Raw genomic sequence first — 15,114 nt, forward strand, 5'->3', positions numbered from 1 at the left:
GACAAGAAAGACCCTATCAGAATAACCATCGGAAAGTCTTTTCGCCCGGTTTATTTATTCGAATAGCAAAACCCTGCAGCTGAATTGCCGCAGGGTTCATTACTTAAATTATAACCCACACTTTAACTGGGCATTACAATTCGTGCAAGTATTACAACCGCCAATATCTTCCACTTTTCCTTTACGGCATACCGGACAAGTGTTTCCAACTTCTGAACCAATCGTTACATCCGTTTTTGTTAATTCCTGTACGGTATCCATTAATACTACCCGAGGTTTTTTATCTTCTTCAAATTCAAATTCTGTCTGTTCGCCCTCAAAATCATTTTCTTCGGCTTTAAGCGTCAGTACCTGTGAATCACGGCTGCCATCGACATAAACCGTTCCACCTTTGGCGCCTCCACGATACAGACGCTGGTACACACTTTCCACCTGCTCGACAGAATAACCTTTTGGAGCATTGACAGTTTTAGAGATAGAACTGTCGACCCAGCGCTGGATCACACATTGGGTATCCGCATGGGCTTCCGGCGATAACCCCATCGCAGTTACAAACCAATCAGGCAGGTGGTCAGGATCCTGCTCAGGATGGTGATCCAAGTATTCCTGGACGATGTCCGCTTTCACCTCTATGAACTTACCTAATCGTCCACTTCTGTAGTAAGAAAAAGAGAAATACGGCTCAAGTCCTGTTGAAACTCCTACCATCGTACCTGTACTGCCAGTAGGCGCTACAGTCAACAGGTGGGAGTTGCGGATGCCATGGTCAAGAATTGCTTTCCGAATATCCTCTGGCATTTGTTTCATATACCCTGTATCGATAAACTGCTGGCGTAATTCTTCCGTTTCCTTATCGGTATCTCCTATCAAATAAGGAAAGCTCCCTTTTTCTTTCGCCAGCTCAATAGAAACACGATAGGCAGTGGTGGCAATCGTTTCAAAAATTTCATCCACCAGTTTGTTGCCTTCTTTTGAACCATATTCCGTTTCACAGTAGATTAGCAGGTCATGAAGCCCCATGACACCCAGACCGACACGACGCTCACCAAGCGCCTGCTTACGGTTCTCTTCCAGGAAGTAAGGCGTCGCATCGATGACATTATCCTGCATCCGCACGCCGGTTTCTACTGTCTTCTTCAATTTATCGTAATTGACTTTTTTATTCTCTTTGTCCGCCATCGCTGCCAGATTGACGGCAGCAAGGTTACAAACAGAATAAGGAGCAAGAGGCTGTTCACCGCAAGGGTTGGTTGCAACTACTTTTTGTCCATAGGCAGTAGCATTCGTTTTTTCGTTAGCATTATCAATAAAGAAGATGCCAGGCTCTGCCGAATAAGTGGCACAGATGTTAATCAAATTCCACAGTTCTTTTGCTTTGATTTTCCTGTACGTACGAACGTCGTATCCTTTGGCTTTCCATTCCCGTACGTCGCCAACTTTATGCCATTCAGCATTATATTCATCCATTTCCTGAGGAGTGTAATTTTCCACATCCGGGAAACGAAGATGGTAATCTTCGTCATTCTCTACTGCTTCCATAAATTCTTTAGTGATGCAGACGGAAATATTGGCTCCTGTAAGGAAATCCGGGTTATGAACGGTATAAGTCCCTCCGGTCAACAGCTTTTCTTCCGCTTCCCTAATAGCCTGTTCTGTAAAACCGCCATAGCCCGGCATGTTTTTATAGTTCACAACACTTTGATACATATCACGCTCTGTTTCTGTTAAAGGAGTGAACTTCAGTTTTTCCTGAGCTAATCGCTTAATTTGTCCATCTTCCGTGTTCTCAATCAAGAAACGGAGAATCCGGGGGTTCTGCATCTTCGAAATAATGAATTCCAGAACATCCGGATGCCAGTCCGCAAGCATAATCATCTGAGCCCCTCTTCTTGATCCGCCCTGCTCGACCAGGTGGGTTAGCTTGGCAATATCATCCAGCCAGGATACGGAACCAGAGGACTTCCCATTTACGCCTCTCGCCAAGGCGTTACGCGGCCGTAATGTCGATCCATTCGTTCCGACGCCACCTCCACGGGACATGATTTCCATCACTTGCTTTCGATGATCAGATATTCCTTCTCTGGAATCCTGTACAAACGGCATGACGTAGCAGTTGAAGTAAGTAACATCAGTATTGGCACCCGCTCCATAGAGGACTCGGCCTGCCGGTACAAAATTCAATTCAGAGAGTTCATTATAAAATTCCTGATACCAGGTATGCTTTTTCTCCGGATCTGTTTCTACCTCCGCCAATCCGGTTGCATTACGCATAGCAATTTGTTCGTAAAATATTTCCAACGGCTTATCAATCGTATCCATATTCCGTGTTATTATCCCTGTTTCGCGTTCTTCCTCATTGTCCAGTACATGAACAAATTCCTGTTCAACCTTGACTTTCGCCCTTTTCGCTTCCCAGTCAATCGATTCAATGAACCCCAGACCACGTGCAGGGAAATTCGGATCTTCCTTCACTGTTAGTACCACAAAATCCCCTTCGCCTAAAGTCAATCTTTCTGTATCTTTAAAGGCGTATCGATCCAGCATGACAAGACGCGATACGCCTTTATGTGTAATTTTCATATCCGATTCAATCTCATGAACCTGAGGGAATTGTCGAATATCTTTATTCAACCGCTCTACGTCAATGTTTGTATGAGATTCAGCAGTAGTTGGCATCAATGAACCTCTCCCTTATCTATTTATTTTATAACGAAATGATGGTATTCTTCTTGTTGTCTGTTTATTTTATTCTACAAGTAACATACCACATAAAAAGAATCTTAATCAATATATTGTGTTCTTTTTTTAAAAATAACACCAGATATTGTGTTTAGAACGAAGAGGTTTGTTTTTGTCAATCTTAAAAACATGCGAAAAAGATAGAGAACCAGAGATAAAATAAGTTAATATGCCCTTTTTCCTCGCAGGTAAACTTTTTTATCATTTGCAAGATATGACATTTTTCACCACAACCTTACTTCGTGATGATACATAATTTTGTTAGTCTCTGTTAAACATTGTTGTTAATTTACCATAAAAGGTCTATTCAATTAAAGGGCCGGGAAATTGCGAGACTTCGATGGGAGAATAGTACATGGTGAGATCCCGCAGGGCTTTAAGCCCGAGGAAGCTCACCGTATGCCCATGGAAAGCGAGTAATTACCCTGACCTCCAAACCGTTACTACCGTAACGGAAACAACATATCTCGAAACTGAGTCTTCATTTAAAGGAATCTTTAATTGTAAAATCGGCTCTGAGAATTAACAGAGCTTTTCTATAAAAACTCTTTGAAAAGTTGGTCAAACATCCATATAATAGATAAGGGAATAGACAAATGGGGGTAGGAACCAAATGGAATTATTAATCATTACGCTCATCGTATTAATTGGATTTGGGCTATATAGATTTTTCAAAACACGTAAAATCCTGACAACATTGACTGAAGATGAATTCAGACAAGGCTACAGGAAAGCGCAACTCATTGATGTCAGGGAACCGAAGGAATTCAAAGGCGGTCACATTCTTGGAGCACGTAACATTCCTTTATCCCAACTGAATCACCGCCTAACCGAACTGCGTAAAGATCAGCCAGTTTACATGTATTGTCAAAGTGGCTCACGTTCTGCCCGAGCAGCTGCAATTCTTCATAAAAAAGGATATCGCGATTTGAATCAGCTAAAAGGCGGATTCAAGCACTGGGGCGGAAAAATTAAAAAAGGTTAATATGAATCTCATGTTTCTCATAACAAAAAAGCATCCTGTTTGGATGCTTTTTTGTTGTTCTTTTTATCAGCTATCTTTGTTATAACGAAGAACAGGCTTTCTTGCTGCTGTAGTCTCGTCCATACGACTCACCACGGTCGTATGAGGTGCTTCCTGCACAATTTCAGGATCCTCTTTCGCTTCATTAGAAATCTGGATCATTGCATCAACGAATGCGTCGAGAGTTTCTTTCGATTCCGTTTCCGTTGGCTCTACCATCAACGCTTCTTCCACATTTAACGGGAAGTAGATAGTTGGCGGATGGTATCCAAAGTCTAACAGACGCTTTGCAATATCCAGAGTTCGAACCCCTAATTTCTTCTGGCTCTTTCCTGATAATACAAATTCATGTTTACAATGCTGATTAAACGGCAAGTCATATTCCTTCTCCAGACGTCTCATCATATAGTTTGCATTCAATACAGCATATTCGCTTACTTTCTTCAGCCCTTCCGCTCCCATGGTACGAATATAAGTATAAGCACGAACGTTAATACCGAAATTACCATAGTACGGCTTCACACGGCCAATTGATTTAGGACGATCGTAATCAAAACCGAATTGTTCTCCCCTTTTAATTAAAACCGGCTTAGGTAAATAGGCAGCAAATTCTTCTGTTACGCCTACAGGTCCAGAACCAGGACCTCCCCCGCCGTGTGGGCCGGTGAATGTCTTATGAAGGTTCAAGTGCACAACATCGAATCCCATGTCTCCAGGACGAGCATAACCAAGAATAGCGTTAAGATTGGCCCCATCATAATAGAGCTTTCCACCTGCATCATGGATAATCTCTGCCATTTCCAATATATGTTCTTCGAATAGGCCAAGCGTGTTCGGATTAGTCAGCATCAGTGCTGCTGTATCTTCGCCGACGACGCGTTTCAAATCCTCCAAGTCAACAAGACCACGATCATCAGACTTCACTGTCACCGCCTCGAAACCAGCAACGGTAGCGGAGGCAGGATTCGTCCCATGGGCAGAGTCAGGTACGATTACCTTCGTGCGGCCAAAATCACCATTTGCTTCATGGAAGGCACGAATCATCATAAGACCTGTCCATTCCCCATGTGCCCCTGCCGCAGGCTGTAAGGTTACTGTGTGCATGCCAGTAATTTCAGCCAGGATTGTTTGTAAATCGTACATCAGCTCTAATGCACCCTGGACGGTTTCTTCAGCCTGGTAAGGATGAATATGACTAAAACCAGTCAATCGCGCGATATCTTCATTCACTTTCGGATTATATTTCATCGTACAAGAACCAAGCGGATAGAAGCCAGAGTCTACTCCGTGGTTGCGGGTAGACAAAGCAGTATAATGCCGCATGATCTGCAATTCACTTACTTCCGGCAAATCTGCTTCCGTCTCACGGATATAACTCTCGTCAAACATATCGGTTAAATCTACTTCAGGAACGTCCATTTCCGGTAGACTGAATCCTGTGCGACTTTCTTGGCTGTGTTCAAATATGAGTGGAAAATCTTGATTAGCCATTTATATCCCCCAATTCCTGCGCGAAGTTATCGATTTCATCTTTTGTCCGAATCTCTGTCACCGCGATCAGCATGTGTCCTGCTAACTTGCTATAGCTTGCACCCAGATCATAGCCCCCGATAAATCCTTTTTCCAGTAGTTTTTTGTTTGCTTTCTGGACATCGGTTCCTAAATTTATGACCAATTCGTTGAAAAACGGACCTGTATACGCGACATTCACTCCATTGTTTTCTAATGCTTTCTTCATATATGCGGTCTTCTGAATATTGGTCCATGCCATTTTTTTAACTCCCTGTTTACCTAACGAGGACATGGCAACCGAGGACGCAAGAGCATTCAAAGCCTGGTTGGAACAGATGTTGGATGTCGCTTTATCACGACGAATATGTTGTTCCCTGGCTTGTAAAGTCAACACAAACCCTCTTCGTCCCTGCTCATCTTTTGTTTGCCCTACCAGGCGGCCAGGTACTTTGCGCATCAATTTCTTCGTAGTGGCAAAATAACCGCAGTGAGGCCCGCCATATTGTGCCGGGATTCCAAATACCTGGGCATCACCGACGACGATATCCGCCCCGAATTCACCAGGTGGGGTCATGTAACCTAATGCGAGTGGGTTGCTGGAAACAATCATCATCGCTTTCTTTTGGGTATCCAATAACTCTCTAACTTCTGCCAACGGTTCGATTTGACCAAAAAAGTTCGGATATTGAAGCACTACACCAGCAGTATTTTCATCAAGTTCAGCTTCCAATGCTTTTAAATCTGTTACCCCATTTTCATGACCGATTTCAATAATTTCCACTCCAGGACCGTTTGCATAGGATTGAATGACAGCACGTGATTCCGGATGAACCGTACTTGATACAATCACTTTTTTCTTTCTGGTTGTACCAGCACTCAGGTTTACCGCTTCTGCCAGTGCAGTCCCGCCGTCATACATGGAGGAGTTTGCGACATCCATTGCTGTCAGCTCACAAATCATAGTCTGAAACTCGAAGATTGCCTGTAATTCGCCTTGCGAAATCTCCGGTTGATAAGGCGTATATGCGGTATAGAATTCTGACCGGGAAATCACATGGTCTACAATCGACGGAATATAGTGATCATAGACCCCCGCTCCGAGAAAGGAAGTGTGTGACTTCAAATTGACATTCCTATTAGCCAATTCGGTCAATTCCTTGGTAAGGTTATACTCATTTGAAGGAGGCTTGATACCTAATTCCCCTTTGAACCTTACTTTTTCAGGGATATCTTCAAATAGCTCCTCTGTTTTCCTGATTCCTATCGTATCTAACATTTCCTGTTTATCTTTTTCCGTCATCGGTAAATAACGAAACTCCATGATAAATCCCCCTGCCCTGTTTGTATTATCCGCGTTTATAAAATGGTGTCTTTACAACTTCCGCCTTCAATCTTCTCTTTCTGACCTGCACCTCTACCACAGTCCCGACTTCGGTATAGTCTACATTCAGCAAAGCCAGACCAACATTTTTCCCTAATGTAGGGGATTGTGTACCGGTGGTTACAAATCCAATTTCATTCTCTCCGGATAAAACTTTATATCCAGTTCTAGGAATACCTTTGTCTAGCATTTCTATTCCAACAAGTTTCCGTTCCAGGCCATTCTCCTTCTGTTTCAAAAGGGCTTTTTTACCAAGGAAGTCTGCTTCTTTCTTCAACTTGACAGCAAACCCTACCCCCGCTTCAAGTGGAGAAATCTCAGGAGAGAGCTCCTGGCCGTATAAAGCAAGATTGGCTTCAAACCTTAACGTGTCTCTTGCTCCTAAGCCGATCGGTTTGACCCCTTCAGGTTCACCAGCCTGAATAATCTTCTGCCAGAGAAGCGGACCTGACTCTTTTGGTATATAAATTTCAAAGCCATCTTCTCCGGTATACCCGGTTCTTGAAACAATAGCGTCATCTGCTACACCTTCAAAAGAAACAGGAAATTCAAAACGGAAAAATCTGATTGTTGATAAATCAAGCGTAGTCAGATTTTGCAATACTTTTTCAGCAACTGGTCCTTGGAGAGCCAGTTGAACATAGGAATCAGACTCATTCTTCAGTGAAACACCATCAATCAAATGATCCTCCAGCCACTGATAATCTTTTTCTACATTTGCAGCATTGACGACTAGCAAATATTTATCCTTTTCCAGCTGATAAACAATCAAGTCATCGACAGTTCCACCATTTTCGTAGCACATAATGGTATATTGGGCTTTTTTAGGTTCTAACTTTGAAACATCATTCGTCAGCATTTTTTGTAAGAAGTTCTCACTTTCGGGTCCTTCCACAAAAATTTCTCCCATATGAGAGACATCAAAAAGTCCTGCTTTGTTTCGAGTCGCTTCATGTTCATCCTTGATTCCAGAGAATTGGACAGGCAAATCCCATCCACCAAAATCAATCGTCTTTGCTCCATGCTTTTCATATTCTGGAAACAACGGCGTCCTTTTCAAATCAGCCATACGAACACTCCTCTACTAGTTTGATTATCACAATAGTAAAACTTGACTTGTCTCCAAGTACTTATGGCGAAAGTCTAAATGTTTTCTTATACTTTAACCCTTTAACAAAGATAAACTTTCATAAAGTATAAAAAAACAGACAGATATCCCACGGCAATGTATGGGATACTCTGTCCGTTCACCAGAAAGTTTCACCTGAAATTGTAAACGCATTCATATGCATTTGACAAACCTGGCTTGCTTCTTGGGTGGTTCACTAATCTGAACACTCTCCAGAGGTGCGTCACACAGGGGTCTTTTTGCCTGAGAGATTCACATGCTATATGTTTGCTCCTTCGGCGCTACAAACGTAGTCTCTCCCCCTGTAGTCATTCGCGGTAGTATTTATTTTTCAATTGGGCATACTAACCAATAAAAGCTGTGAAAAATCTGTCATTTTGTCACAAACATTATATCACATGCTCCATGAGGTTTTAAAAATAATTTTGAACCTTTTATCTGATAACAGAGCACAGGGAAAGGAAGGCTTCTATAGAATGGAAATCTTATTAGACGAAAAATATGGGGAACAGTTAGCAAAAGAGGCGGCCAATCCTGATGCAATCAGCAGTTGGAATCAGTTCAAACTTACTTATCAGGCAGCGAAATCCTCTTCTGTCCCCGATTTTGAAGGACTGGTAGCTTTAAGCCATCTGCCTCATATTGATTTTCTTCCCCACCAAAAAGAAGCCGCGGAAGAAATTATTCATCAAATGCAGGGTAGAGCTATACTTGCAGATGAGGTAGGTTTGGGAAAAACAATCGAAGCTGGATTGGTTTTAAAAGAATACTTGATTCGTGGAATGGTCAATAAGGTACTGATTCTTACACCGGCATCGCTTGTTAATCAATGGGTCACAGAATTACATGAAAAATTTCACATCCAAGCATATGCTCCGCGGAAAAATCCCGCCTGGAAAGATGCTGATATTATGGTTACATCCATAGATATGGCGAAAAGAGACCCTCATTATAGTGAAATTCTGTCCATACCCTATGACCTGATTATCATTGATGAAGCACATAAACTAAAAAATCCAGCTACCAAAAACTATCAGTTCGTCAAAGCTTTGCAGAAAAAGTATTGTTTATTGTTAACAGCTACACCTATACAAAACCGGATAACCGATATATTCAACTTAGTATCGATTTTAAAGCCCGGCTATCTCGGAGATTTGTCCTCCTTCAAAAAGGAATATGGAAAGAAAATGGGTAATCTGGATGGAAACGTTCATTTGAAAAAATTGATCAGCAAGGTAATGATCCGCAATCGCAGACAAGACACAGGACTTGCGGATACAAAGCGTATGGTCAAGACAGAGTGGATCGAATTCTCGGAAGAGGAACAACAAGTTTACGAAAAACTTGAAACAATTAAGGGAACCCATCCTTCTTTCACATATCTTACATTGGCAAAAGAACTTTGTTCTTCCAGGGAAGCCTGCTACCTATCCAGCAAGCAAATGTATGATAAATTAGGAGATCCTGAAAATACCGGTCCTTTACATGATTTAATATCAGGGGTAGAACAACTCCCCCACCACGCCAAAGCGAAACGTATGGTGGAGATTATCGAGCAGTCTGATGAAAAATTCATTGTATTCACTGAATATCGCGCCAGCCAATATTACTTACAATGGTACCTACAGCAGCATGGGATATCTTCAGTACCATTTCGTGGCGGCTTTAAACGAAGTAAAAAAGACTGGATGAAGCAATTGTTCCGTGATCATGCACAAGTCATGATCGCGACAGAAGCTGCTGGAGAAGGAATAAACTTACAATTTTGTAGAAACATGATCAATTATGATCTCCCATGGAACCCGATGCGTTTGGAACAACGAATTGGACGTATTCACCGATTTGGTCAAGAAAAGAATGTGCAAATTTATAATTTCGCTATCAAAAATACGATAGAAGAGCATATTTTGAACTTGTTATACGATAAAATAAGTTTATTCGAAAATGCCATTGGGGAATTGGATCATATTTTGGAAGACTTGGACATCAAAGATTTGGGCCACGAAATCGAAGCGATTTATTCTGAGTCCTCCAGTTATGGTGAAGCTAAAATAAAATTGAACAACCTGGCATCTGTCATTTCTTCTCATTCTGAAACAGAACGGAGGTCATCATCGTGAAAGAAGCTGCCGCACATGAACAGTTTATCAGAAGTTTTTTCCATGAATATGACTGTCCTATCCTTTCAGATGAGAACGGACGCTTAGTCATTCAATTGACCGACAAAATGGACGAAGCACTAATGAACAGGCCTTTTTACTGGCATTACATCAAAAAGATGGGCCGGCAAGGAGACCCCATGTCACTCACGCTGATTACCAACCCTGACCTTAGCGAAGAAAAAGGGGAGTATATTCATTCCGGTTCCCCGCGTTTACGTCAGTTATACCGCTTTCTACAAGACAACTGCCGGTTTACGAAGCTTTATGAAGCAGTCACAATTACAGATCAACAAAGCCCTTTGGTACCATGGCTGGTTACAAACTTGAGAATCAGTTACTTCGGGAAGCAAAAAAAAGATGAACTCTTATCAATAGGGCTCAACCTTATACACGGAACCATGGCGCCTTCTTTTATGGAACGGATAGAAAATTACCCGTTAGAAACCACGATATCTGATTTCACCTTTCCCATGACGCCGTTAATTCGGATTCCAAGTGGTTATCAGCGGATAGTTAGTTACATTCACCGGCATATTGAAAGTCAGGATCGTACCTGGGCGAGTCAGGCGATGGAAGCATTACACGAAGAAAAGCAGTTGCTTTCTGCTTTTTTTAAGGAAGAGAATGAAGAAGAAAGAAAATTGCTGGAACAAGAGCTCGAAGCGCTGAAAGGGAGGTTTACCCCCAAAGTTACCGTAGATGTTATTAATGGCGGGTTGTTCTATTTTACCCAGGCTACCACCAATCAAATCATAATATAAGGCTGCCTCCATTGAGAGACAGCCTTATTTATGGCGATTAAAAAGCATTTTCATGGCAAATGGCAACATGCCAAACCACTTGTTCCGTTTTGGCTGCTTAATTTTTTGCCTTTTTCGGTTATGTTTTTCTTCTTTAGTTAAATTCATATAGCGGACGAACTCTTCTGTTACATATTTAACATAATCATTTCCGGACATTCAGCTCACCCTTAGTGAAAATTTAATCATTGTTAGTATGAACTGAAATAATTATTTCCATACATTCAGAATCTCGTCTGCAATGCGTTCCGGTGACTTATCCTCGACATCAATGGTAATATCTGCAGCTTGCTGATAAATTGGCCAGCGCTCTTGTAAAAGACGCTCTTTTTCCTGCTCTTTTCCTTTCCATAAGGGACGATTTTCATCTTGTGACAGCCTCTTCTGGATTACCTGGAAGCTGGCATCAAGGAAAATCACGGTACCCCGTCGCATTAATTTTTGATTGAGCGGATTTATTGGAGCTCCTCCCCCGGTGGAAACCACCACATTTTCCAAAGGTATCTCTTCAAGCAAAGCAGTTTCCAATTTACGAAAATATGCTTCTCCATTTTCAGCGAATATCTCTTTAATTGCTCTCCCTTCCTTTTTTTCAATTAAACTGTCCATTTCAATTAATGTGACATCGAGTTTCTCACATAATATTTCTGCAACGGTTGTTTTTCCACACCCCATAAACCCTATTAAATAAATAGTCTTCATATATTTGTTCTCCCCTTTGTAAATATTTTTTGAATATAAGCAGGAATTTTAAGTCTTTTGTCGAAATATGTAACTAAACATTATTAGCGAGGTGATAAATTCAAGTGAGTGCAACTGCCAACCTATCCAACCAGCTGCTGATTGCCGCTATCCAATCCACTGCTTCTGACCTTCATTTCTCCCCCTATCATCAAAAGGTCGATATTCATTTTAGAATCCACGGAAAACGGATTTTCCATTCTGCCATCTCCACCCAAGTTTACGCTAAATTACTTTCCTACTACAAGTTCTCCTCCGGGATGGATATTGGAGAAATTAAAAAACCTCAAAATGGTTCCCTTTCTTTTAGAAACAAAGAACATCTTTTCTCTTTACGACTCTCCACGCTGCCTATTCAATCAAATGAGAGTCTCGCTATCCGGATTCTTCCTCAGACGGATTCCCTTTCCCTGGACAAGCTGTTCCTGTTTCCCTCCCAATATCAACGTATTAAACGATGGCTCGGTCATCAAAGTGGCATGATTTTATTCACAGGACCGACGGGAAGCGGCAAGACAACTACTCTTTACGCACTTATCCAGGCACTAATAAAAGAAAATTCCTATCAGGCTATAACTTTGGAAGACCCGATCGAGAAAGACATGGAAAACATTATCCAGGTCCAAGTAAATGAACGTGCCGGAATAACATATGATGCGGGCCTGAAGGCAGCATTGCGCCATGATCCAGATTTAATCATGGTGGGAGAAATTCGTGACAAACAAACCGCACACTTTGCTTTTCACGCTGCCCACACCGGTCATCTTGTCCTATCCAGTTTGCATGCAAGAGATGCACTCGGAACAATATTGAGGTTAAAAGAAATGGGGATTCAAACCATTGATTTAGAACAAACTTTAATTTCTATCGCCTCTCAGCAGCTTGTGCCAATCTCCGCTGCAGCCCACCTGCCTAGACGAGCGGCTATCCTGGAGCTTCTGGATGGAGATCTTCTGCACTATACGATTCATCACCATACAATCCCTCCCCAATCTTATTTTAATTCGTTTGATCATTTAAGGAGAAAAGCATATGCCTTTGGATACCTTCCTGACGAAATTTTTTCCTAATCCCGCCACCAAAAATTTACCTTATCCGCTTCAATTACAATTTTTAGAAAGAATGAGCCGTCTTTTAAACAAAGGCTATCCTTTGCTCGAAGCCCTTGAAATAGTGACCTGGGATGAACGCTTTGCTGATATAACTGCAGAAATAATCAAAGAACTTAAAAATGGCAGACCAATTGATGTTTGTCTAAAAAAATCAGGATTTTCCAAAAATGTAGTCTCCTTTTTATATTTTGCCAGAATTCACAGCAACCTTGATGAAGTTTTCCATCAGTGCAGTACAATGCTTCAATTAGATAGAACCTATGTCAATAAATTCAAACAGGTTATTCGATATCCAATCTTTTTAAGTATCTTTTTGGTTATTATGCTGGTCGTCATGGATCAGACGATTTTTCCAGCGTTGCTTGATTTGTTCCGATCCGGCCAGGAAAGCATAGGCTTGCAGATTGCTGTAAATTTGGTCAGCTTTGTCATTGGTACCAGTAAAGTCTTTCTGCTCCTTCTCATCTTCCTCGCTTTGTTATGGAAGTTTAAACACAAGAAACTTTCTATCAACAGCCAAATTAAACTATTCGAAAAAATTCCTCTCATAAGGGATTATCAAAAGATCAAACTTACATTTTTATTTGCGACCCATTTTCACTCGATTCTTTCTACCGGAACCTCCATGAAAGAGGCTTTACATGTGATTAGCAGTCAAAATCATTATCCCCTTCTCGCTCACCACTCCCTGCACATCTTACATCAGCTTGAAGAAGGTGCAACACTTGCCCAGGCCATCCATCAATGCCCTTTGTTTCGCGCAGAATTGACCACTATATTTCATAAAACTGCAGACCTCACAACAATGACGAGGGATTTAGCAGTGCTTGCCGAAATGCTTACCGAAATGACTAAACAGAAACTAAACAAAGCACTCGAACTCATTCAGCCGATATTTTTCGTCATCATTGCGGTCTTTATTCTGTTTATTTATGGATCGATCATGCTGCCAATGTATCAATGGATGAACCAACTATAGAGAGGAAGTAAACCATATGTTTAAAAACGAAAAAGGCTTCACGCTGATTGAAATGCTGATTGTACTGCTCATAATTTCCGTGTTATTAATCATTACAATACCCAATGTCAGTAATAATAACTCGATGGTACGCGATAAAGGATGCGAAGCTCTGGTTAAACTGGCAGAAGCACAAGTTCAGTCTTATTATATAGCGAACAGTGAACTCCCTTCAGATGTTTCTGCATTAGTTGGAGGAGAATACTTAACAGAATCACAAACCAAATGTCCTAACGGAGAAACCCTTGAAGTGGTCAATGGTAAAGTAACCACAACTGCAGGTAGCTAGAATATAATTATGTCAACTCGAAACGGTTACACCTTAATTGAAACGGTAATTGTTTTATTAACCCTCAGTGTTGTAATAGCTATTGCAGTCCCCTTCCATAGTAAAACTGTCGATGCTCTTACTTTTCAAACGTTTTATCAACAATTCGAAGATGACGTGCTACTTACCCAACAGCTATCGATGACAAATCAGGCGTTCTATGATCTGATGATCCTTCCCTCACAACAAAAATATTTTTTATTAGAAACAAAAACCGAGCGGAAAGTTTTGGAGCGTTCCATTCCCGATACCATTAAGCTAGAACTGCAAACATTGAAAGTGCCTGTTCGTTTTTCCTCTGATGGAACTATTTATAGTCCAGGCAGTATGCGTATAAAAACGAACAGCAAATCCTACAGGGTAGTTTTCCCCTTTGGAAAAAGCAGGTGCTATATGTATGAAATATAATGGCTTTACTTTGGTAGAAGTAATATTCGCTTTTGGCTTGTTGCTTATGATATTACTAAGCTCCCTCCCGATTCTGATGAAAGTAAATTTAGAGGAGGCGGATCTTGCTGATAAAAGAAAGGCAGTATCTATTCTCCATAATGAATTAGTAAGGGAAGTAAATGAATCTCCTATAATTGATAAGAGTTACAGTCTTAAAGAATTTACAGTAATTGAGATAACATTCAAATCGCATGGAGAGCTTTTAAAAGGGTGTGCCACTTGGATAAGTAAACAAAATAAGAGGGAAAGTGTTTGTCTTTATGGGTACCGGGAGACATAACGGCTATACGCTTGCAGAAACAATCATCAGTCTGTTGATTTTTTCCTTACTTACTGCCCTTCTCTCTCCTACCTTTCAACTACTGTCCATCGACAACCATAACCAGGAGCTTAGCATTCATCAACTTTTCCACTTCCTATCAGATGAATTATCTTACAATGACTTGAAGACCGTAACGGCCACTCAAGTCACATTCCAGTCACCAGATGATGAAATCATCAGTATTGAGAAATACGGAACCACTATCCGAAGACAGGTTGGAGGACGTGGCCATGAAACTTTAATAACAGGGGTCATGGATGTGCAATTCTTTGTAAATAATAATCTGCTCGTTATAAAAATCACTGATCAAGGAAGGGTTGAATATGAAAAGATCCTGCAAGCTTATTCATTCTCCTCCCCATAACGGGTTTATATATCCTATTGTTTTCTTGCTGG

15 protein-coding genes and 1 riboswitch are annotated in these 15,114 nt (G+C 41.2%); of the genes, 9 read left to right on the forward strand and 6 right to left on the reverse strand.

The window, feature by feature from the left end; translation table 11 throughout:
- Nucleotides 1-108: 108 nt before the first annotated feature.
- Nucleotides 109-2,676, reverse strand: coding sequence for a vitamin B12-dependent ribonucleotide reductase (locus FHS45_RS13430; protein WP_062446665.1), 2,568 nt, complete (start codon nt 2,674-2,676; stop codon nt 109-111).
- Nucleotides 2,677-3,352: 676 nt separating this feature from the next.
- On the opposite strand from FHS45_RS13430, the gene FHS45_RS13435 reads away from it, so the two are divergent.
- Nucleotides 3,353-3,724 carry a rhodanese-like domain-containing protein gene (locus tag FHS45_RS13435; protein WP_062446668.1) on the forward strand — a complete coding sequence of 124 codons (372 nt, stop codon included), beginning with the start codon at nt 3,353-3,355 and terminating at the stop codon, nt 3,722-3,724.
- Between the two features lie 66 nt (nt 3,725-3,790).
- Here the strand turns inward: FHS45_RS13435 and gcvPB are convergent, their stop codons facing one another.
- From gcvPB to gcvT, 3 genes are read right to left on the reverse strand one after another with little or no spacing between them, the layout of a single operon-like run.
- On the reverse strand, nt 3,791-5,254 hold the full coding sequence (gene gcvPB, locus FHS45_RS13440; RefSeq protein WP_062446671.1) for an aminomethyl-transferring glycine dehydrogenase subunit GcvPB: 1,464 nt from the start codon (nt 5,252-5,254) through the stop codon (nt 3,791-3,793).
- Nucleotides 5,247-6,596, reverse strand: coding sequence for an aminomethyl-transferring glycine dehydrogenase subunit GcvPA (gene gcvPA, locus FHS45_RS13445; RefSeq protein WP_062446673.1), 1,350 nt, complete (start codon nt 6,594-6,596; stop codon nt 5,247-5,249). The genes gcvPB and gcvPA overlap by 8 nt, the downstream gene beginning before the upstream one ends.
- A gap of 25 nt (nt 6,597-6,621) precedes the next feature.
- A complete protein-coding gene (gene gcvT, locus FHS45_RS13450) occupies nt 6,622-7,725 on the reverse strand; it encodes a glycine cleavage system aminomethyltransferase GcvT (RefSeq protein ID WP_062446675.1) in 1,104 nt (367 codons plus the stop codon).
- Nucleotides 7,726-8,006: 281 nt separating this feature from the next.
- Nucleotides 8,007-8,097: riboswitch (glycine riboswitch) on the reverse strand.
- Between the two features lie 164 nt (nt 8,098-8,261).
- Between gcvT and FHS45_RS13455 the strand changes: the two genes are divergently transcribed.
- Complete coding sequence (locus FHS45_RS13455) at nt 8,262-9,905, forward strand: DEAD/DEAH box helicase (protein WP_062446677.1); 1,644 nt, start codon at nt 8,262-8,264, stop codon at nt 9,903-9,905.
- Entirely contained in the window at nt 9,902-10,708 is an 807-nt protein-coding gene (locus FHS45_RS13460) for a YqhG family protein (protein WP_062446679.1), read from the forward strand. Before FHS45_RS13455 ends, FHS45_RS13460 begins: the two co-directional genes overlap by 4 nt.
- A gap of 24 nt (nt 10,709-10,732) precedes the next feature.
- Here the strand turns inward: FHS45_RS13460 and FHS45_RS13465 are convergent, their stop codons facing one another.
- A complete protein-coding gene (locus FHS45_RS13465; protein ID WP_082412084.1) occupies nt 10,733-10,906 on the reverse strand; it encodes a YqzE family protein in 174 nt (57 codons plus the stop codon).
- A gap of 51 nt (nt 10,907-10,957) precedes the next feature.
- Nucleotides 10,958-11,449 carry a shikimate kinase gene (locus tag FHS45_RS13470; RefSeq protein WP_062446681.1) on the reverse strand — a complete coding sequence of 164 codons (492 nt, stop codon included), beginning with the start codon at nt 11,447-11,449 and terminating at the stop codon, nt 10,958-10,960.
- A 104-nt stretch (nt 11,450-11,553) separates the two neighbouring features.
- Between FHS45_RS13470 and comGA the strand changes: the two genes are divergently transcribed.
- From comGA to FHS45_RS13500, 6 genes are read left to right on the forward strand one after another with little or no spacing between them, the layout of a single operon-like run.
- Nucleotides 11,554-12,558, forward strand: a complete 1,005-nt coding sequence (comGA, locus tag FHS45_RS13475; RefSeq protein ID WP_062446683.1) for a competence type IV pilus ATPase ComGA — start codon at nt 11,554-11,556, stop codon at nt 12,556-12,558.
- Nucleotides 12,521-13,579 carry a competence type IV pilus assembly protein ComGB gene (gene comGB, locus FHS45_RS13480; RefSeq protein WP_062446685.1) on the forward strand — a complete coding sequence of 353 codons (1,059 nt, stop codon included), beginning with the start codon at nt 12,521-12,523 and terminating at the stop codon, nt 13,577-13,579. Before comGA ends, comGB begins: the two co-directional genes overlap by 38 nt.
- Nucleotides 13,580-13,595: 16 nt before the next feature.
- Nucleotides 13,596-13,907, forward strand: coding sequence for a competence type IV pilus major pilin ComGC (gene comGC / locus FHS45_RS13485; protein ID WP_062446688.1), 312 nt, complete (start codon nt 13,596-13,598; stop codon nt 13,905-13,907).
- A gap of 9 nt (nt 13,908-13,916) precedes the next feature.
- Nucleotides 13,917-14,354, forward strand: coding sequence for a competence type IV pilus minor pilin ComGD (gene comGD / locus FHS45_RS13490; RefSeq protein WP_062446690.1), 438 nt, complete (start codon nt 13,917-13,919; stop codon nt 14,352-14,354).
- Nucleotides 14,344-14,676 carry a hypothetical protein gene (locus FHS45_RS13495; RefSeq protein WP_062446692.1) on the forward strand — a complete coding sequence of 111 codons (333 nt, stop codon included), beginning with the start codon at nt 14,344-14,346 and terminating at the stop codon, nt 14,674-14,676. Before comGD ends, FHS45_RS13495 begins: the two co-directional genes overlap by 11 nt.
- Nucleotides 14,657-15,082 (forward strand): competence type IV pilus minor pilin ComGF, encoded by a 426-nt coding sequence (locus tag FHS45_RS13500; RefSeq protein ID WP_062446694.1) that lies wholly within the window; start codon nt 14,657-14,659, stop codon nt 15,080-15,082. Before FHS45_RS13495 ends, FHS45_RS13500 begins: the two co-directional genes overlap by 20 nt.
- Nucleotides 15,083-15,114 lie beyond the last annotated feature (32 nt).

The sequence above is a fragment of the Thalassobacillus devorans genome, from assembly GCF_011761345.1.
Taxonomy (GTDB): domain Bacteria; phylum Bacillota; class Bacilli; order Bacillales; family Halobacillaceae; genus Thalassobacillus; species Thalassobacillus devorans.